General features: G+C 42.1%; 13 protein-coding genes. 5 read left to right on the top strand and 8 right to left on the bottom strand.

The features are described from left to right. Positions 1-22 precede the first annotated feature (22 nt). The 4 genes from leuA to NI464_RS00350 form a co-directional block, all read right to left on the bottom strand. Positions 23-1,720: a 2-isopropylmalate synthase gene (gene leuA / locus NI464_RS00365; protein WP_004278413.1), complete on the bottom strand. Its 1,698-nt coding sequence runs from the start codon at positions 1,718-1,720 to the stop codon at positions 23-25. Positions 1,721-2,147: 427 nt separating this feature from the next. Beyond that, positions 2,148-2,831 carry a Fe2+-dependent dioxygenase gene (locus NI464_RS00360; protein WP_216986526.1) on the bottom strand — a complete coding sequence of 228 codons (684 nt, stop codon included), beginning with the start codon at positions 2,829-2,831 and terminating at the stop codon, positions 2,148-2,150. A gap of 71 nt (positions 2,832-2,902) precedes the next feature. Next, positions 2,903-5,257, bottom strand: coding sequence for a TonB-dependent receptor (locus NI464_RS00355; RefSeq protein WP_253137579.1), 2,355 nt, complete (start codon positions 5,255-5,257; stop codon positions 2,903-2,905). Positions 5,258-5,571: 314 nt separating this feature from the next. After that, positions 5,572-7,827: a TonB-dependent receptor domain-containing protein gene (locus NI464_RS00350; protein WP_253137578.1), complete on the bottom strand. Its 2,256-nt coding sequence runs from the start codon at positions 7,825-7,827 to the stop codon at positions 5,572-5,574. A gap of 265 nt (positions 7,828-8,092) precedes the next feature. Between NI464_RS00350 and tig the strand changes: the two genes are divergently transcribed. The 4 genes from tig (at position 8,093) to NI464_RS00330 (ending at position 12,451) form a co-directional block, all read left to right on the top strand. Beyond that, positions 8,093-9,424 carry a trigger factor gene (tig, locus tag NI464_RS00345; RefSeq protein ID WP_086044917.1) on the top strand — a complete coding sequence of 444 codons (1,332 nt, stop codon included), beginning with the start codon at positions 8,093-8,095 and terminating at the stop codon, positions 9,422-9,424. Positions 9,425-9,618: 194 nt separating this feature from the next. Continuing rightward, positions 9,619-10,224 carry an ATP-dependent Clp endopeptidase proteolytic subunit ClpP gene (gene clpP, locus NI464_RS00340; protein WP_253137577.1) on the top strand — a complete coding sequence of 202 codons (606 nt, stop codon included), beginning with the start codon at positions 9,619-9,621 and terminating at the stop codon, positions 10,222-10,224. Positions 10,225-10,253: 29 nt separating this feature from the next. After that, positions 10,254-11,564, top strand: a complete 1,311-nt coding sequence (gene clpX, locus NI464_RS00335) for an ATP-dependent protease ATP-binding subunit ClpX (RefSeq protein ID WP_004278407.1) — start codon at positions 10,254-10,256, stop codon at positions 11,562-11,564. A 170-nt stretch (positions 11,565-11,734) separates the two neighbouring features. Further along, entirely contained in the window at positions 11,735-12,451 is a 717-nt protein-coding gene (locus NI464_RS00330; protein ID WP_004729543.1) for a DUF2846 domain-containing protein, read from the top strand. Between the two features lie 71 nt (positions 12,452-12,522). Here the strand turns inward: NI464_RS00330 and NI464_RS00325 are convergent, their stop codons facing one another. Next, complete coding sequence (locus NI464_RS00325; RefSeq protein WP_253137576.1) at positions 12,523-14,049, bottom strand: fumarate hydratase; 1,527 nt, start codon at positions 14,047-14,049, stop codon at positions 12,523-12,525. A 720-nt stretch (positions 14,050-14,769) separates the two neighbouring features. Between NI464_RS00325 and NI464_RS00320 the strand changes: the two genes are divergently transcribed. Further along, positions 14,770-15,009 (top strand): DUF2171 domain-containing protein, encoded by a 240-nt coding sequence (locus NI464_RS00320; RefSeq protein ID WP_005107915.1) that lies wholly within the window; start codon positions 14,770-14,772, stop codon positions 15,007-15,009. A gap of 231 nt (positions 15,010-15,240) precedes the next feature. Here the strand turns inward: NI464_RS00320 and pta are convergent, their stop codons facing one another. The 3 genes from pta to NI464_RS00305 form a co-directional block, all read right to left on the bottom strand. Next, the gene (gene pta, locus NI464_RS00315) at positions 15,241-17,379 is read right to left on the bottom strand and encodes a phosphate acetyltransferase (RefSeq protein WP_247143239.1); all 2,139 of its coding nucleotides are present in this window, start codon (positions 17,377-17,379) and stop codon (positions 15,241-15,243) included. 54 nt (positions 17,380-17,433) lie between these two features. Then, positions 17,434-18,654, bottom strand: a complete 1,221-nt coding sequence (locus tag NI464_RS00310; RefSeq protein ID WP_114542258.1) for an acetate/propionate family kinase — start codon at positions 18,652-18,654, stop codon at positions 17,434-17,436. Between the two features lie 450 nt (positions 18,655-19,104). Then, positions 19,105-20,370, bottom strand: a complete 1,266-nt coding sequence (locus NI464_RS00305; protein ID WP_114542263.1) for a glutamate-5-semialdehyde dehydrogenase — start codon at positions 20,368-20,370, stop codon at positions 19,105-19,107. Positions 20,371-20,661 lie beyond the last annotated feature (291 nt).

Below are 20,661 nucleotides of genomic sequence, written 5' to 3'. Positions count from 1 at the left end.
TTGCTAATTCTAATACAGCCGTTTAGACCGCAGCAGCAATCACCTGATCAGTGCTTAAAACACCCTGATCAATCAGACGGTTGGTCGAGGCAATAATTGCTTCGATGGAAGAGGTCACGATGTTGTCATGTACCCCGGCACCAAAGGCAGATTTACCAGTACCTTTCACTTGAAGTTCGATCAAAGCCAAGGCTTTGGCATGAGCACCTGAACTGATGCTGCGCTCTTCATAGTTCACCACGTCAATCGGCAACTGAAGTGCATCCAAAATCGCAGAAATTGGACCATTGCCTTCACCACGAACACGACGTGACTGGCCATCAATTTCAAGATCAAGCTCAATCACCTGATTGCCATTGTCATCTGACAATTTGTAGTTTTTCGCAGAATAGTGAACGTTTTTAGCATCCACATAGGTTTCCTTGAACAACTTCCAGATTTCGGTCGCGCTGATTTCAGTGCCTTGCTCATCGGTACGTTTTTGTACGATCTGAGAGAATTCAATCTGTAAACGACGCGGCAAGATCACGTTGTAGTTCGATTCTAACAAGTAAGCAATACCGCCTTTACCTGATTGTGAGTTAACACGGATCACGGCGTCATAATCACGGCCTAAATCTTTCGGGTCGATTGGCAAGTACGGCATATCCCAGATTTCTTCGTTTTTCTGGAACTCGAAACCTTTTTTGATGGCATCCTGATGCGAACCCGAGAATGCAGTAAACACCAAATCACCGGCATAAGGATGACGCGGGTGCACAGGTAAACCAGTACATTCTTCCACAGTCGCAATGATTTCATTGATGTTGGAGAAATCCAAGTTTGGTGCTACACCTTGGGTATACATGTTCAAGGCAATCGCAGCCACGTCGACGTTACCGGTACGCTCACCATTTCCGAAGACACAGCCTTCAACCCGGTCAGCACCAGCCATAATTGCCAATTCAGAAGCGGCAATGCCACAGCCACGGTCGTTGTGGCAGTGAACTGAAATGATCACGCCATCACGACGCTGAATGTTACGGTGCATCCATTCGATTTGATCGGCATAGATGTGTGGACCTGAAACTTCTACCGTTGCAGGCAAGTTCAAGATCACTTTATTCTCTGGAGATGCTTCCCAGATTTCAGTGACGGCATCGCAGACATCTTTCGCGACTTCTAATTCGGTTGCAGTAAAACACTCCGGGCTGTACTGAAATACGAATTCAGTTTCCGGCTGTTTTGCGGCATATTCTTTTACTTTCTGTGCAGCATTAATGGCTAACTGTTTTGCACCTTCAACATCAACATTCAAGACTTTGTTGCGGAATGTCGGCGAGTTAGAATTATAGATATGTACAATGGCACGTTTCGCACCTTGTAAAGATTCAAAGGTACGTTGAATCAAATGATCACGTGCCTGAACCAAGACCTCGATATAAACGTCATCCGGAATATGACCTTCTTCAATCAATTTACGGGTAAAGTCAAAGTCAATTTGTGATGCTGACGGGAAGCCGATTTCAATATGCTTGAAACCGATTTTCACCAACATCTGGAACATCTTGAATTTCTGCTCCATGTTCATTGGCTCAAAGATCGCTTGGTTACCGTCACGCAGGTCGGTACTCATCCAGATTGGCGCTTTGTTGATTTCATTGTTCGGCCATTGACGGTCTGGTAAATCCACACGTTGATACATGCGACGGTATTTTTTACTTGGATCAGCCAACATCATGAGAGAGCTCCTTATGCTAACTTGGGTACCGTAATCTTGGTTAAAGCGGTGCGTGGGTCAGCGGCATAGATTTTGTCTATTCATTGGGTTTTAGTGACAGTCTGGTTCAAACCTGAAATATGGTCTAAATATTGGTGGTTTAGCTTCACCAAATGTACTAAATGCCTTACTTATAATTTAAAGTTTAATCCACTTATCCCGAAAAGTTTTTGCTATTTTTATGGATTTTAGTCGTATGGTAATAAAGATTTTCTTATAAAGTTTAAGTGGTGAAAAATATTTTCACTTATTTTAAATATCGTATTTTATATTTTCTCAATTTGGACATAATGCGTTATTTATTACGTTCAATAGTGCCATAAGGCAGTATATTTTAATAAAAAATAAATCCAATGATTTTCAAAGATCATTGACGTCAGGGCATCTTTTAAAGTTCAGCCCATTTACGCATTAAATTATGATACAGATTGGTCAGTTTCATCACTTCTGCATGCTGATCGCCCAGCTGCATTCTCAGGTTTTGAATACTCTGATCCAGATTAAACAGCATATGCCGCTCTGCATCATCCCGGATCATGCTTTGTACCCAAAAAAATGAAGCAATTCGACAACCGGAAGTGATTGGCGTGACTTCATGCAGGCTGGTCGACGGATACAGAATCATATCGCCGGCAGGCAATTTTACTTCGTGATAACCATAAGTGTCTTCGACCACCAGTTCACCACCGACATATTCTTCAGGTTCACTCAAGAAAACCGTACAGGATAAATCCGTTCTAAGGCGTTCATTGCTGCCACGGATACGACGAATCGAATTGTCGACATGAAAGCCGAAAGATTCATTATTTTCATAGCGGTTAAACAGGGGAGGAATAATATCCAGAGGAATTGCAGCTGATAAAAATAAAGCATGCTGTCCCAGAGATTCAAGAATGATTGTGCTTAAATGCTGGGTCAGGGGATGATCTTCAGGTAATTGCTGATTCTGTTTCACGGTGGCAGAGAGTGTACCCGCGGTAACTTTGCCATTGACCCACTCAATCTTATTCATCTCCTCACGGAAATATTGCACCTGTTCTTTGCTCAGTACATTTGGAATATGATGCAGCACGAGAAACCCCTGAATAATCGTATTTTAAAAATAACATAGCCCCCATCAGGAGGCTATGCGGTTGCATTGAATTAATATTTAAAGTTGACTGCTAACACTGCACTACGGCCTTCTGCTTCGGTCGCATAATGAGATGAATAGGCTTTTGTGAAATAGCGTTCATCAGACAGGTTATTAAGGTTTAATTGCAAATCAACGTTTTTATTCACGTTATAACGTGCCATGGCATCATAGCGAACATAGCCTGGTACAAACTTGGTATTAGTAGCATTACCATAGACTTTATCCATTGCGACGGCACCAGCACCTAGGGTTAAAGCAGGAGTTACTGCATAAGTAGTCCAAAGGGTTGCACTGTTTTTCGCGACGTTTTGAACCTGATTACCATTACTTCTATTGGAAATGTAGATTGTAGCTGCTGTAGTGCCAATATTTTCATAACCACCATCAACTAACTCACTGTCTAAATAAGTATAACCTGCAGAAACTGCCCATTTATCTGTGATGTTCCCATTTACACCAAGCTCAATACCATCGACACGAGTTTCACCAATATTACTTGTGGTGCCATCATCTCCGGTCGCACGAGTATTGGTTTTTTCGGTACGGAAAATAGCTGCAGTCAAGTTGAGCTTATCATTCAAGACATCCCATTTGGTTCCTAGTTCCATAGTGCGGACTTCTTCAGGTTTAAGATTATTGATTGCAGCTGTAATCCCTTCAGAACCATCGCCACCATCTACACCGACTGGATTAGACGAAGTCGCATAACTTGCATAGATGCTGCCATTTTCAACCGGTTTAAAAGTAAGACCAGCTTGATAGTTGATAAAATCTTTATCATTTTTAATCGTCACTTGATCGCCAGCACTTGCTGTAATCGGTGTATTGTTTGCACCAGTAACCGCATTATTTCGTGCACCATAAGTCATGGTTTGCTCAGTTGAGTAGTCATCCCAACGAACGCCCAAATCTAAAAGCCACTGAGGGGTGAATTCAATACTATCTAGGAAATAAACAGACTTGGATTTGCTTTGAATATTGTACTGGTCGGCACCATTGGTACTTAATGTACCTGTCCATGGCCCACGGTTTGGGTTTTGTACCGAAGTACACCAGCCTGAAGTAATATCACCAGCGTTACAGGCATTGTGTACATTACCTGTAGCGTTAACACCATCGATAATGTATTGGGTACGGTCAGTTTCTTGGTCTGAATATTCGGCACCTAGATTAAAACTATGTTTAAGCATACCGGTATTAAATTTACCGGTTAAAGCAAGTTGGTCGGTAAAAGCATCAGTATTTGCCACACGTGAGTTGGCACGCGCCCAGACATTTCCTGTTAATTCACTTGTAAAACCTGCTTTGTTGTAAAAGTTACCCTGAGAGTCATCTGGATTGGTCCACAGGTAATCATTCTTAGAGTTGCCATACACAGCAGTATTGCTAATGGTTAGATTATCAGTTAAATCATGTTCTAATTTGATGGTTCCGATCTGATTTTCCTGTTTCTGGAAGTCACGATCTTTCCAGCCGTAATATTGACCTTGTTTAACGTCAATTGGCTTGCCGTTGCCATTTAATGGACGATAGTCTGTTGCTGTTGCAGTTCTTGGAGCACCAAATGGGTTGTTATAGGGAATACCTGAATCTGGTGTGTCATCGGTTTTTAAGTAGTAATAACTTAAAGTCGCGCGAGTAGAGGTGTCCAGACCAAAGCTAATACTCGGTGCAATCCCGGCACGTTTATATTCTGCACCGTCTTTCTGGCCTGCTTTTTCGTTTTGATGTCCCATGACGGCAACACGTGCAGCAATGCCGTTACCAAAATCTTTGTTGCCATCTAAAGTAATACGTTGGTAATTGTCAGTGCCGCCAGCGACCGAGCCTTCTAGAAAATCGCCTGCTTTAGCGACTTTAGAAATCATATTAATGCTACCGCCAGTGGTGCCTGCACCGCCCATGGCAGAAGCAGAACCTTTGGTCACTTCAACTTGTTCTACCGCAAACATTTCACGGTTTTGTGAAGTGGCATTACGAACGCCGTCTACATACATCGAGCTTTCAGAGTTATAACCGCGAATAAATGGACGGTCACCATTCGGATTACCACCTTCACCTGCACCCAAGGTAATCCCCGGAACTGTACGCAGTGCATCAGCTAAAGTCGTCACTTGTGTATCGGCAATCAGCTGTTTTGAAATCACTGAAACTGACTTGGGGGTGTCGAGTAAAGGCGCAACAAATTTGCTATTCGCAGATTGATCTACTTTTAAGCTGGGTGCTTGTTCAGCTTTGACTTCTTGATGAATAGTCTCTAACTGGATCACCTGTTCTTCTGCCATCGCAGATGCAGCTACCATTGATAAAGATGAAACAATTGCAGAGGAAACGATTTTTTTACGTGTTTTAATGAAGGTCATGTTAAACCTAATAAATGAATGCTAAAAATGTATGCGAATAATAATGATTCTTGTTTTTATTTCTATCTTTTTATCATGGGAATTCATGATCTTTAAGAAAATATTAAATGAGTTTTTAAATGTAATGATATAACAATATCTACTTAAGTTTTTGATTTTAATAAATATTGAAAAATTAATCTGATTATTAAATTTTTATTGAGAATAATGATGTCTATAAAGGGACATAAATTAGGGATTTTTCGTGGAGTACTAACCTAGCGATAATAAAAAACCCTGCCAGGGCAGGGTTTTAAATAACTTTCACTTAAATATTAGAAGTCATATGAAACAGATAGCCAGTAGTTACGGTCTGGAATATAAGTACCCGCTAAACCACTCGTCGTTTTAGTATATAGGAAAGCATTTTCAACTTCGTTATCACTATTAATAAATGACTTATAGTCGCCAAAGTCTTTGTTCAATAAGTTATTCACACGACCTGAAACAGTAACTTGATTGTTGACTTTATAAGATGCACCTAAATTAAATAGCTCATAGGCTTTTAACTTATTGCCGACAGCATCAATTTCACGACTTACATTGACATCGCTTAAATCAGGATCTATGAAACGTACACGGTCAGATTTATATTCAGCTTCTAACCAGGTAGTGAACTTATCATTCACATACCAAGTTCCTGTGAAGTTCAAAGCGTGACGAGGTGTATTTTCAATAGGATTACCTTTATTTTCACCTTCGGTAATTTCAGACTCTAACCAAGTATAGTTTGCTTTTACATCAAAGCTTGGAGAAATTTCATATTTAGCACTAAGTTCCACACCGTAGCTTTCAGCTTCGCCTGCATTGCCTTTAAAGCTAAAGTTTTGCTGATTATCAAAACTGCCTACAGTCATGCAGTTGTTTGCAGGTGCTTGTCCTGTTGGGCGACCTGCCCATAAACAGTTTTCAACGACGCGTGCATCACTGATAATAATATCTTTAAACTGAGTAAAGAACGCAGTGGTAGCTAAAGAGAAATTAGACAAGTTGTCGTAAACGAAACCAAGTTCATAGTTTGTGGTTTCTTCAGGCTTAAGATCTGGGTTGCCCAAAGTCACGTTTCGGCCTTGTGAGCTAAAACCATTGATTCCATTATGAAGGTCATTCGCTGTTGGAACTTTATAGCCAGTACTTATACCACCTTTTAAAATCAACTGATCATTGGTGTTCCAAACTAAATATGCGCGAGGTGTAAAGTGACCACCAAAAGCACTATGGTCTTCGTAGCGACCACCGAAAGTGAATGCAAGAGAATCCGTTAGATTCCATTCATCCTCAGCGAACACAGACCAAGAATCTTGTTTAAAAGCAACTCCATTACCTGCTGAGTTATCGATGGTTTCACCATCTTTATATTCAACACCAGCTGTAAGTTTATGGTTGCCAAGTGTTGAGATAATACGAGAATCAACGGTTAGGTCTTTATTTTCTAAAATACGATCTTGTGTACCATCTGAATAATAATTGTATTCAGGTACATTTCCTTTTGGAAGACGACGGCCTTCTTGTTCAGAAGAAACATAGCTTGCAAATGTTTTCCATTGACCTAAGTTAAGCTCAGCATCTACACCTGCAGAAATACGATCTCTTAAGAATTTGATCTCGTCTTTATATGAACCAATCCCTGATGGTAAACCTGTCGTACGGTTGAATTCGTAAAGTTCACCTAAACGGGCATCACTATTATCAAAACGTTGTTTAGCATGATCAAAGTCTACCCAAGTAGAGACGTTATCATTTATATTTAGCGTAAGTTTTGTACCCACAGCATAATTATTTGCTTCTACTGTACGTGGGTCACGACCTTGGCTACCTTCATCAATAGTTTTTGCGGGTGTAACAAGTCGATCTGATTGATCGCGGTGGAAAAACTCGCCACGTACTTGTATACCAAGTTTATCTTGAATCACTGGACCATTAACAACTGCACTGGTTTTCCAGTTATTACCAATATCAGAATTTTCTTGAATATTCTGTTCAACAGAAACGTTACCATTCCATTCTGATGCAACTTTCTTGGTAATAATGTTAATGATACCGCCCATGGCATCAGAACCATAGAGGGTAGACATAGGCCCACGAATGACTTCAATACGTTCAATAGAAGCTAATGGTGGCATAAAGCTTGTACTAAATTCACCAAAACCATTTGGACCAACTGAACCAGAAGTATTCTGACGCTGACCATCGATCAAAATAAGAGTGTAAGATTGATTCAGACCACGCATTTGGATATTTAAACCACCAGTTTTGCCTTGGCCATTTCGTACGTCGACACCTGGTACTTCACTGAGCGCATCTGCAATACTGGTAATACCTTTTTTCTTTAAGTCTTCTGCAGTTACTACACTAATAGAGGCAGGCGCATTTTTTATATCTTGTTCAAAACCTGCTGCTGAAACCACAATCGTAGACATTTGATGTGTTGTTGTAGGAGTCGTTGTCTCATTCACAGTCTCTGCAAAAGCAGATGTTGCTGTAACCCCAAGAATTGCCAATGTAAGTGGACGAAGACTAAAACTATGCATGACCAAATTCCCGAACCGAAGAATAAATTAGTATTGTTGCTCAAATAAGAAACTGGATATTAATGATAGTACTTATCATTTGCAATAAAAAATATACATTTTCTGCATTTAAGTGGGGTTGACTGAATATTTGAAAGGGTAGCAATTCGAATAAAAAAGACTTAAAAACTGGAACTCGCGCGTATTTTTTGTATATCCTTAAATGTTGTCATATAATGTGGCACATTTTTATAAACCTGTTATTACCAAATATATAGAGGAAGCCATGCAAGTAACTTCTGAAGCGGTTTCGGGCGTTGCCCGTCGTTTAAATGTTTCTGTACCGACGAGCCGTATTAATGAGCAATTTGAAGCTCGTTTAAAACGCACTGCTAAAACTGCGAAGATCAACGGCTTCCGTCCAGGTAAAGTGCCTGTAAACGTCGTTCGTCGTGAATACGGCGCTGGTATCTACCAAGAAGTTGTCAACGACATCATTCGTGATACAGTTTTCGAAGCGATCCAGCAAGAAAAAATCAATGCCGTAGGCATGCCGAACATTGAAAAAACTGAAATGAAAGACGACGCTTTAGTTTATGAAGCGACTGTTGAAGTTTATCCAGAAGTTGACGTGAAATTCGAAGGCTTGGAAGTTGAACGCAAAGCTTCAGAAGTGAATGACAAAGATGTTGAAAAGATGATTGAAAATCTTCAAAAACAACGCGCTTCTTGGGCTGAAACAAAAGGCATGGCTAAAAAAGACATGCAAGTAACTTTTGATTTTGAAGGTTCAATCGACGGCGAAAAATTTGAAGGCGGTTCTGCAGAAGACTTCAAACTAGTACTTGGTTCTGGTCGTATGATCCCTGGCTTCGAAGACGGTATCGTTGGTATGAAGAAAGGCGAAGAGAAAGTGATTGATGTAACTTTCCCTGAAGACTACCAAGCTGAAAACCTTGCTGGTAAACAAGCTCAATTCAAAATCACTGTGAAGCTTGTTGAAAAACAAAAACTTCCAGAAATCGATGCTGAATTCCTGAAAATCTTCGGTGTATCTGAAGAAGAAGGCATTGAGAAGTTAAAAGCTGACGTTCGTAAAAACATGGAACGTGAAGTGAAGAACGGCCTTCGCAATCAGGTTAAAGGCGCGACTTTCGATGCACTTGTAGCTGCAAACGAAGTTGAACTTCCAGCTGCTATGCTTGCTCAAGAAATTGACCGTCAACGTCAACAAATGATCCAGCAGTTCACACAGCAGTTTGGTGCTCAAGGTGCGAAAGCATTTGATTCAAGCATGCTTCCAGACGAATTGTTCAAAGAACAAGCTGAAAAATCTGTAAAACTTGGCGTACTTGTAAGCCGTGTTTTAGCTGATGCGAAAATCGAAGTAGATGCTGCACGTGTTGAAGCGTACATCGAAGATATGGCTTCTTCTTACGAAGATCCAAACGAAGTGATCGAATACTTCAAAAACGATGCGCAACAGCGTGCTCAAATCGAAGCAGTTGTACTAGAAGACCAAGTTGTTGATTACATTTTGGCTTCTGCTAAAGTAACTGATGCGACTGTAAGCTATGAAGACTTATTGAAAGAGCAGCAAGCTCGTCAACAAGGCTAATTTAGCTTTCGATAAAAAAGGCGCTTAATGCGCCTTTTTTTCATATTGATGCCTGAAAAAAGCATTTCTGTTTTTCACAAAACTAATGCAAAAAATATAATGGATTTGTTGGCGAATTTTTTGCAATTTCAGTGATTATACCTCATATTGTGATTATGGGTTAGGTCACAAAAAATTTAGGAATAAATAAACGTATGTATGTTCCAACGATTGAAAACGCTTTAGTGCCAATGGTGGTAGAACAATCCTCTCGTGGTGAGCGTTCTTTTGATATTTATTCACGCCTTTTGCGTGAACGTGTAATTTTTATGACGGGCGAAGTTGAAGACAACATGGCGAACCTGATCGTTGCGCAAATGTTGTTTTTAGAGGCGGAAAATCCAGATAAAGATATTCATCTATATATCAATTCACCAGGCGGTTCGGTAACTGCGGGTATGGCGATTTATGACACCATACAGTTTATCAAACCTGATGTCGTAACGTACTGCATGGGTCAGGCAGCATCAATGGGTGCGTTCCTGCTGAATGCCGGTACCAAAGGCAAGCGTTATTGCCTTGAAAATGCCCGTGTCATGATTCACCAGCCATTGGGTGGTTTCCGTGGTCAGGCTTCAGATATTGAAATTCATGCACGTGAAATCCTGTTTATTAAAGAACGTTTAAACCGTTTAATGGCTGAACACAGCGGTCAGGATTACGAGAAAGTTGCACGTGATACAGACCGTGACAACTTTATGACTGCTCAGCAAGCGAAAGAATACGGTCTTGTGGACGAAGTTTTAACTAAACGTCCATAAGTTTTAAAGATTGAGATAGTGGAGTAAATATGTCCGAACATCCTCAAGGACAAAAGCATTGTTCATTTTGCGGTAAAACGCAGTCTGAAGTCGGGAAGCTGATTGCAGGCGAGGACGCATACATTTGTAACGAATGTGTGGACGTATGCTTAGATTTGGTTCAAACCAGTCAGCAGGTGGAAACCAATGACTGGGCCAATCGTCCTTTGCCGAAACCGCATGAAATTCGTGCGGCCTTGGATCAATATGTGATTGGTCAGGACGTCGCGAAAAAAACCTTGTCAGTTGCGGTTTATAACCATTACAAGCGCTTGAAAGTGCAAAATAATGGCAAGAAAGCTGATGATTCAGTCGAGCTTTCAAAAAGTAATATTATGTTGGTTGGTCCGACAGGATCGGGCAAAACCTTGCTTGCACAAACGCTGGCACGTCTTCTGGATGTTCCATTTGCCATGGCAGATGCAACGACACTGACCGAAGCCGGTTATGTGGGTGAAGATGTAGAAAACATCGTACAGAAGCTTTTGCAAAAAGCAGATTACGATGTCGAAAAAGCGCAAAAGGGGATTATCTATATCGACGAGATCGACAAGATTACCCGCAAGTCTGAAAACCCATCCATCACGCGTGATGTATCAGGTGAAGGTGTTCAGCAAGCATTATTGAAAATGATTGAAGGCACGGTTGCATCAATTCCGCCACAAGGTGGACGTAAGCATCCGCAGCAGGAATTCATTCAGATTGATACCTCGAACATCCTGTTTATCTGTGGTGGTGCATTCTCAGGACTTGAGAAAATTGTGCAGCAGCGTCAGGAAAAAGGTGGTATCGGCTTTACTGCAGAAGTGCGTAAAAAAGATGAAACCAAGAAGCTTTCTGACTTGTTCCGTCAAGTTGAAGCAACTGACCTGGTAAAATTTGGTTTGATTCCAGAATTTATTGGTCGTTTGCCAGTAATTGCCACTTTGGACGAGTTGGATGAAGAAGCATTGATGCAGATTCTGACTGAGCCGAAGAATGCGTTAACCCGTCAGTATCAACATCTGTTTGATATGGAAGATGTGGATCTGGTTTTTGAAGAATCGGCATTACGTGCAGTGGCTAAGAAAGCAGTTGAGCGTAATACAGGTGCACGTGGTCTACGTTCGATCCTAGAAAATTCATTGCTGGAAACCATGTATGACTTGCCAAGCCGTAGCGATGTCGGCACTGTCGTCATCAATGAAGCCGTGATTAAAGGTGAAGCAGAGCCGGAATACCGTGCCGAGCGTCAGCCACATGATCAGCAAGAGACTGCGACAAAAATAGATTTAAAGGTCGTGAATAGCAAATCCGCTTAATTGCTATTCGTCCGAAACGTGCGAAAACTCCGTGTTTTCGCACGTTTTTTATTTCCAAAAATAAAGCTCGGTGTTAATCTGATTCACTAGGCGTGGATGCCTAAAACTTATAAAAAACAAATCGCAAAGCACTTGCATACAAAAGAATAAAAACGCAGTGAGGGATAAGCATGCGTGGAGTCGCAATTGTACTCATCAGCAGTTTGGCATTGCTGGGGTGTCATGGTAAGAAAGCCGTCGTTGAGCCTACACAGCCACTCAGCACTTTAAAAAATATCGATCTTGAAAAAAAACCGGGCTTCGTCGAGCAGCATCGTATCGGCATGTTTACCATTGGCGGTTGGGTCAATCAAAAGCAGGGCAACCAGTTTCAGACGGTGAAACCGCAGCATGATGAAGCCGCCATCGTGTATTTATACCGGCCCGATTCTAAATGGAATCGTCAGGAAATTGTCGCTGCCAGCCTGTTTATCAATCAAGAACATATTCCAAGCTTATTGCACAACCATTATTACTGGATTGAAGTGCCTGCAGGGACCTATCGTTTGAGTACCAGTCGACCGCTAGGCGCGCTGCATTTCCAGAAACCTAAATATCTGGATTTTACTGTCGAAGCGGGACAGTCTTATTTTATTAAATATGATGAAGAGAATATCAGTACACGCCGGAGTGTTTCAGGGCCACTCATGCTGATGCCGGAAAAAGTTGGTCTGAACGAAATTGCTTTTACTCAGCTAAAATCAGACAGTTTTAACTTTGTGGCACAAGATCAGGAAACAGGCCAGATTCGTAAAAAAGCCCAAAAAATTGAACCGACTGCTTATGATCCATCATTAGATGTACAGTTGAAAGCACCTTTTAAACTTTGGGATCCACGGACTTGGTAATTTGGACATTTCTTTAAGCAAACACAATAAAAAAGCACCCATTCAGGGTGCTTTTTTTCTTGCAGTAAAAATTAGCCCGCAGCAGCGTCAACTACTGGAATCTTACCAATTTTTGCTTGCCAGATTTTAGGTGCAGTCGCGTGAATAGAAGTACCATTCACATCAACTGCTACCGATACCGGCATATCTTTTACCACAAACTTGTAAATTGCTTCCATACCTAGGTCAGCAAAGGCAACCACTTCAGCTTCACGGATGGCTTTAGATACTAAGTAAGCAGCACCACCGACAGCCATGAGGTAAGTTGCCTGGTTGTCTTTAATGGCTTCAACGGCAGCAGGACCGCGGTCTGCTTTACCGATCATGCCGAACATGCCAGTTGCCTCAAGGACTTGGCGTGTGAATTTGTCCATACGCGTAGCCGTTGTTGGACCTGCAGGACCAACGACTTCATCACCGACTGGATCGACTGGACCTACGTAGTAGATAAACTTGCCTTTCAAGTCAACAGGAAGTTCTTCACCGTTGTTCAGCATATCCACCATACGTTTATGCGCAGCGTCACGGCCTGTATAGATTGTACCGTTAAGAAGAAGTGTATCGCCTGGTTTCCAGGTATTCATTTCTTCTTGGGTAATCGTGTCGAGGTCAACACGTTTAGAAGATGAAGAATCCCAAGTCACAGCTGGGTAGTCTTCAAGTTTAGGTGCTTGAATGTGTGCAACACCTGTACCATCTAACTGGAAGTGTGCATGACGAGTCGCAGCACAGTTCGGGATCATACCGACTGGTTTACCAGCAGCGTGACAAGGGTAATCCTTGATTTTAATATCAAGTACAGTGGTTAAACCGCCAAGACCTTGTGCACCAATACCCAAAGCATTTACTTTTTCGAAGATTTCGATACGAAGCTCTTCCATTTTGCTTTGTGGACCACGACGAAGCAATTCGTCCATGTTGATCTCTTCCATCAATGCTTCTTTGGCAAGCATCATGGCTTTTTCAGCAGTACCACCAATCCCGATCCCCAGCATACCTGGTGGACACCAGCCTGCACCCATGGTTGGAACCGTTTTTAGTACCCAATCCACGATTGAATCAGACGGGTTTAACATTGCCAGTTTAGATTTGTTTTCTGAACCGCCACCTTTGGCTGCCACAGTGATATCTACTTTATTACCAGGCACAAGCTTGTGGTAAATCACGGCAGGGGTGTTGTCTTTGGTATTTTTACGACCAAATGCAGGATCGGCCAGAACTGATGCGCGAAGCACGTTCGAGTTTTCTAAATAACCCTGACGTACGCCTTCATTGATTGCATCATCCAGGCTCATGGTTAAATCGAATTTAACGTCCATGCCCACTTCAACAAATACGTTGACGATACCGGTATCTTGACAGATTGGGCGGTGGCCTTCTGCACACATGCGTGAGTTAATTAAGATTTGTGCGATCGCATCTTTAGCAGCTTTGTTCTCTTCACGATCATACGCACGGCTCATCGCTTGGATAAAGTCTTGTGGGTGATAGTAAGAAATGAACTGAAGCGCATCTTTAACCGATGTGATCAAGTCATCTTGCTTGATAATAGTTGTCATACAAATATCTCTTGAGCGGGCTGATAGCTAGCGGGCTAAATTATAAGACAAAAGAATCGGGTTGTGGGCATTTTGGGCGAGCATTGGCCGAAAGTTTATAGTTTAAGCAATCTGAGCAAGGACTTTAGCTATTCAATGGGTCAAATATGACAGCAAGTTGTCATATTCAGTGTCATATTTCAGATTAAAAATACGCATAATTTTTCTGATATTATATTAAGTATTTGAATTTTATTATTTATTTTAAATTTAATAAAAACCAGATTGTCATATAACTGTCATAAAACTTTTACATAATGCAGCTATCAAATAAAGGAGATCCTAACAATGGTTACAGGTATTTTGATGGCAGCTGGTTTTTGTGTATATATCGCTGCAACTTGGATGTATGGTCAGAAAGAAGAGCAAGCCTAAGCTTATCTTCTTTCTCCTATTTTAAGGTTTTATTGATTTACACTATCTTCAAATCTTCAAATCTTCAAATCTTCAAATCTTCAAATCTTCAAATCTTCAAATCTTCAAATCTTCAAATCTTCAAATCTAGTTATAAAAATATTTGAAAACTCAAATTTAAAAAGTATCTTGCCTATAGTTTACTCAAGCCATGTTGACCATTTACATTTTTAACCCAGAAAAACTCAAAGCCTGAAAACCCTTACACATGCGGCATTTTTTATTGCTTAGACTGTTTCTCTCAACTTCTAGAAACAGGCAAGTAGAATGAACAATTTTAATGCAAGTGATATTAAAGAACATGCTTCAGTCATTGCTTCATGTGGTACTCAAGTCGGGAAGGTGGACCATTTAGAAGGTCAGGATTCAATTAAATTAACAAGAAGTGATGATGAAAATAATGAGCATCATCTGATTCCCTTGAGTTGGGTAAGCGAAATCAAAGACGATAGTGTGGTGCTCAATAAAACGGCGGAAGACGTGCATAAAGAGTGGACCACCTTATAAAAAATTAAAGTCAGTGGACTGAAAAGCAGGGCTGCCTCAGCTCAATTTTTTATGTCACAGACTTTATGGGTAATCGTTGAAAATGCCAGTTCGAAAGACTGGCATTTTTATTGTGTATTAAAATGAGATGATGATCACGTGCTAAATTTATTGAAGCTAGGGTTATTTTTCTACAAAAAAACCACCTGATTTTTCAATCAGATGGTTTGGAAAACTTAAATTCAAGAAGTATTAAGCTTCTTGTTGCTCGGCCTGAATCGCGGTTAAGGCAATGGTAAACACGATGTCATCAACCAGAGCACCACGCGACAGGTCATTCACAGGCTTATTCAAGCCTTGCAGCATTGGCCCGACACTGACTACATTGGCAGCACGTTGTACCGCTTTATAGGTCGTGTTACCGGTATTCAGATCCGGGAAAATAAATACATTGGCACGTCCAGCCACTTGTGAATCAGGTGCCTTTTGGCGCCCCACGCTTTCCACCGATGCTGCATCATATTGTAATGGCCCATCAATCAACAGGTCAGGACGACGTTCTTTGGCAATGCGTGTAGCTTCCGCGACTTTTTCCACATCAGCGCCAGTACCCGAAGTTCCTGTCGAATAGGAAATCATGGCAATGCGTGGATCTATACCAAAGGCTTTGGCAGAATCAGCGGACTGGATTGCAATTTCAGCCAGCTGTTCTGCATCAGGGTCCGGATTGATCGCACAGTCACCATACACATAGACTTCATCTGGCAACAGCATAAAGAATACGGAAGATACCAGTGAGTAATCCGGAGCAGTCTTAATCAGCTGGAAAGCAGGACGTACCGTATTCGCCGTGGTATGCACTGCACCCGACACCAAACCGTCAACCTGATCCAGCGCCAGCATCATGGTGCCAAGTACTACTGTATCTTGCAGTTGTTCACGGGCCTGTAGTTCGTTGAGCTTGCCTTTACGCAGCTCCACCATCTTGTCGATGTAGTTTTCACGCACCAGATCCGGATCAAGAATTTCCAGATCTTCAGGCAATTCAATACCACGAGCTTTGGCTACTTCTAGCACAGCTTCAGGCTTGGCCAGCAAAATACACTGTGCAATACCACGCGCCTGACAAATGGCCGCAGCCTGTACGGTACGCGGTTCATCACCCTCTGGCAGTACAATACGTTTTTTCGCAGCAATCGATTTCTGTACCAGTTCATGACGGAAAGCGGAAGGTGACAGACGTGGCTTATAAGAACCATTCAACATTTGATTCAGCCATTCCGGATTGATATGGCTTGAAACAAAACGTGTCACCTGATCTGCACGTTCGGTATCATCCACTGGAATTTCATTGCTGAGATTTGCCAGTTTTTGTGCGGTTTCAAACGTGCTGAGTGGTGTATGTAAAATCGGTAAACCTTGCTTGATGGCAGCCTGGCAGAATTCCAGTACATGATCATTTGGCTGTTGATGTTCAGTCAGCACCAGACCGGCCAAAGGAATCCCATTACTGCTGGCCAGACTACTTGCCAGTAATACATCAATCCGGTCAGAGGCACTAATAATTAATTCGCCAGCTACAAACTTATGTAGTTCATGTTCAATATTGGCTGAAATCAGACTACTGTGTTGCACACGGCGCTGTTTGGCTTCGCCTTCATTAATCCAGTAAGCAGAAATATGGGCAGCCAGATCAGACATGCGTGGCACACTTAAGGTTTTACTGAAAGGCACCAAGCCAATCACTGGCAATTTTTCAGAACCAATATGCGGATGCGTCTGCTGAATAGCTGTAATAAATTCGGCGGTTTCAGCTTTAAGGCGTAAATCTGGATTCAGCGTGACAGGAATCTGCGCAGATTCTTCAGGCAGGCCTTTGGTGCGCATTAACATGATACCTGCCAGACGGGTAGAGCTAGCGCCACCAAAATTACGCAGCTGATGTTCAACTTTGTCTGCGGTTTGGCTTGGCTGCTGAATATTGGCATTGCTGACCACAATAACTTTGGCATCAAGAGCTTGTGCCAGTGAAGCATTCAAATCATCGGCAAAACTGTCCTGAGTATTTGGCAGCAGACCTTCGACAATAATCAGGTCATGCTGTTTGGCGATTTGACGATGCAGACGTACCGCTTCTTCAAGCAATTCATCCTGTTCACCCAGATTGATCTGCTGCAAGACTTTGCTATAACGGATGGGTTCAACAGTTTCACTTTGAGAAATATGACGATACAAAGCCGTGGTTCGGTCTTCGATTTCATTCAATTCCTGGGCAAAAGGTTTCAGGAAACCAGCTTTTACCCCTTGGCATTCTAGTGCATAAATCAGGCCTAAACATGCAGAAGTTAAGCCTACGCCTTCCCCAGTGGGAACCAATAAAATCGTTTTCATAAGTGATATCAGTCGCAGAATAATAAAAATCAGTTAAAAAGTGGCTAAGCCTGCTTATGCAGGCGTTACCTCAGCTTTAGACTTTTTTGCAGTATTGCGCTCCACCTCAAGTTCAACCACACTTTGAACTTCTTGTGCGATACGGCCTTCTTCATCTGTTGGCACTACCCAGATTTGTGGGCCTGTACCTGAATCGATCCGACCTTCAGTACCGCGTTTCAATTCATTGTTGGCGTTTTTATCCAGATTGAAGCCGAAGTGGGGCAGGTAAGTCATGGTCTTTTCGCGGATATAGGCTGAATTTTCGCCAATACCGCCAGTGAAGAACAGACCATTAAGACGTGGCAGACCACAGCTCAACGCTGCCAGAGATTTAGCTAAACGGTAGCAGAATACTTCAATCGCCAGTGCGGCATCTTCATTGCCTTGTTCTGAAGCTTCAATCAGGGTACGCATGTCATTCGACAGGTCAGACAGACCCAAAAGACCACTTTGGCTATTCAGCATCTTGTCAATTTTATAAATGTCCCAACCCAGGTTTTTCGCCAAGAAACTATGCAGGCTTGGATCGACATCACCACTGCGTGTGCCCATAACAATGCCTTCAAGCGGAGTTAAGCCCATTGAAGTATCTACACTTTGCCCATTCCAAACGGCACAGGTCGAGCTACCATTACCTAAATGCGCAGTTAACCAGCCACCTTGTTTGAAACTACCTGCCAGTTCAGAACCACGTTCTGAAACATAGGCATGACTAGTCCCGTGGAAGCCATAGCGACGCACACCATGAGCAGTATATAAAAATTTCGGCAGGGCATAACGATAAGCATGCGCTGGCATGGTTTGATGGAAGGCAGTATCAAATACTGCAACTTGTGGTAATTCCGGGAATAAGCGTTTGGTTGCTTCAATACCAATTAAGTGTGCCGGATTGTGTAATGGCGCAAGCGGCGTTGCTTCACGAATTTTTTCAATAATCTCGTCATTGATCAGTTCAGCCTTGGTCAGGCTGCCACCATGTACGACACGGTGACCGATCGCGTCCGGACGGTAGTTGGCCAGACGTTCAAGACCCACTTCAAGTGCTTTTTTGTGGTCAGCAAATGGAATATGGATATCGACCGGCTCATTGCCAACCGTCACACCTTTAATGCGAGCATTCTCTGTGCCTAAGTTCTCAGCTAAACCATGAATACGGAAATTCTGCTCCTCAAGAAGTAATGCAAACTTGATTGAAGAAGAGCCACAATTAATAACTAATACTGATTTAGACACGATTGATTACCCAATTTTTAATTAAAATTCTCGTCCATTTGCTTGACCCAATTGCGGACAATGAAGCAGCAATCCAGATCAATGAATATGTTTTAACATTTGTTTTTTTTCTGTCCTAGATAGACTTTAGCAGATTAGACTTAAGCATTATCGACCGATTTAACAATAATAACTAAAATTTATCAGTTCATAGTTTTCATTTATAAATAAAATGATGCTGAAAATATAATCAATAAGAATACTCAATTCTGCTTAAAGTTTATTTTAGAACAGATTGGTTTTTTAGTTTAGCGCCTGAAAAGGCAAATATTGTTTCTACATACAATTCTATAAAGAGATTTATCAATAAAATGACCCGAAGGTTCTGATCCATCTATTTCAGTGTGAATTTATCTGCCCATAAAAAAACGCCTCATAAATGAGGCGGTTTTAAATGAGCGATCTGAATACTTATTGGCGAATCTGACCATCACCAAAGACAATCCATTTCTGCGAAGTCAGGCCTTCAAGTCCGACTGGGCCACGAGCATGGATTTTATCGGTCGAAATCCCGATTTCTGCGCCTAAGCCATATTCAAAACCATCTGCAAAACGAGTAGATGCATTGATCATGACCGAACTTGAATCTACACCCGCCAGAAATTCGCGAGCCAGACTGTAGTTTTCCGTAATGATGGAATCAGTATGATGCGAGCCATATTTGTTGATGTGCTCAATGGCTTCTTCTATACCAGAAACAACTTTGATCGCCAGAATCGGACCCAGATACTCGGTATACCAGTCTTCTTCAGTGGCCGTAATAACTGCATCTCCAAGAATACGCTGGGTTTCCCGGCAACCACGCAGTTCAACTTTTTTCTCTTGGTATAGCTCTGCAATGCGTGGCAAGAATTCTTCAGCGACTTTTTCATCGACCAGCAGGGTTTCCATGGCATTGCATACGCCATAGCGATGGGTTTTGGCATTGAGCGCAATCGGCAAGGCTTTCAACAAGTCCGCTTGAGCTTCCACATAGACATGACAGTTGCCATCTAAATGTTTGATGACCGGTACGCGTGCTTCCTCGGTAATCCGTTCGATCAGGCTCTTGCCACCACGAGGCACAATCACATCCACATATTCGGTCATGGTAATCAACTGGCCCACTGCAGCGCGGTCAGTCGTATTTACCACCTGTACGGCAGCTTCAGGCAAGCCTGCGACTTTCAGGCCATGCTGAATCGCGACTGCAATTGCCTGATTCGATTCCAGAGCTTCTGAGCCGCCACGTAAAATAATCGCATTGCCTGATTTTAGCGCGAGTGATGCCGCTTCCAACGTGACGTTAGGACGTGACTCGTAGATCATGCCGACTACACCCAAAGGTACACGCATCTTGCCCAGTTGAATGCCGGATGGGCGATAAGCCATATCACTAATTTCACCGATTGGATCTTTCAGACCAATGACATCTTTTAGGCCCTGTAACATACTTTTAAAGCGTGCGGGGTTGAGTTCTAAGCGATCAAGCAGGGCAGGGTCCAGATTGTTGTTATGCGCCTTGGTCATATCTTTCTGGTTAGCAGCCAAAATAGCAGTTTGGCTATTTTCCAAAGCCGTATAAATAGCGGATAACGCATTATTTTTAGTTTGGGTGGACGCGCGAGCCAAAATGCGAGACGCTTGGCGTGCCTGCTGTCCTACCGTTTGCATGTATTGTTCAATAGACTCTTGCATAGCGGTTTGATCACTTAGAAATTTCATTTCGATATTAACAGCCTGCTGCTGCACAATGAAGCCCATCTGTTAAAAATCATCCGTTTTCGCTGACTTCTAAACATTTTGAAATTGTTTTCTGTTTAAAAGCAGATAAGTGGTCACTGAAGCGGTTGCTTGTGAAAAGCAGCTCTGTATAGAATGAAACACGCGACATTGATGTCATTTATAATTATTAAAGAGCAGGATGCGTGTTCAGGCACACCGGAATGCGCCTGAAATATAAGATCTGTTAAGCATGACTTGCACAAT

Source organism: Acinetobacter lwoffii (assembly GCF_024129685.1).
Classification (GTDB): Bacteria; Pseudomonadota; Gammaproteobacteria; order Pseudomonadales; family Moraxellaceae; genus Acinetobacter; species Acinetobacter lwoffii_X.
This window is presented reverse-complemented; position numbering and strand designations above follow the sequence as displayed.

Bases quoted from the DNA above. Each gene is read 5' to 3' on its own strand.
- leuA (WP_004278413.1), bottom strand. From the start codon at position 1,720: ATGATGTTGGCTGATCCAAGTAAAAAATACCGTCGCATGTATCAACGT.
- NI464_RS00355 (WP_253137579.1), bottom strand. From the start codon at position 5,257: ATGACCTTCATTAAAACACGTAAAAAAATCGTTTCCTCTGCAATTGTT.
- NI464_RS00350 (WP_253137578.1), bottom strand. From the start codon at position 7,827: ATGCATAGTTTTAGTCTTCGTCCACTTACATTGGCAATTCTTGGGGTT.
- tig (WP_086044917.1), top strand. From the start codon at position 8,093: ATGCAAGTAACTTCTGAAGCGGTTTCGGGCGTTGCCCGTCGTTTAAAT.
- clpP (WP_253137577.1), top strand. From the start codon at position 9,619: ATGTATGTTCCAACGATTGAAAACGCTTTAGTGCCAATGGTGGTAGAA.
- clpX (WP_004278407.1), top strand. From the start codon at position 10,254: ATGTCCGAACATCCTCAAGGACAAAAGCATTGTTCATTTTGCGGTAAA.
- NI464_RS00330 (WP_004729543.1), top strand. From the start codon at position 11,735: ATGCGTGGAGTCGCAATTGTACTCATCAGCAGTTTGGCATTGCTGGGG.
- NI464_RS00325 (WP_253137576.1), bottom strand. From the start codon at position 14,049: ATGACAACTATTATCAAGCAAGATGACTTGATCACATCGGTTAAAGAT.
- NI464_RS00320 (WP_005107915.1), top strand. From the start codon at position 14,770: ATGAACAATTTTAATGCAAGTGATATTAAAGAACATGCTTCAGTCATT.
- pta (WP_247143239.1), bottom strand. From the start codon at position 17,379: ATGAAAACGATTTTATTGGTTCCCACTGGGGAAGGCGTAGGCTTAACT.
- NI464_RS00305 (WP_114542263.1), bottom strand. From the start codon at position 20,370: ATGCAAGAGTCTATTGAACAATACATGCAAACGGTAGGACAGCAGGCA.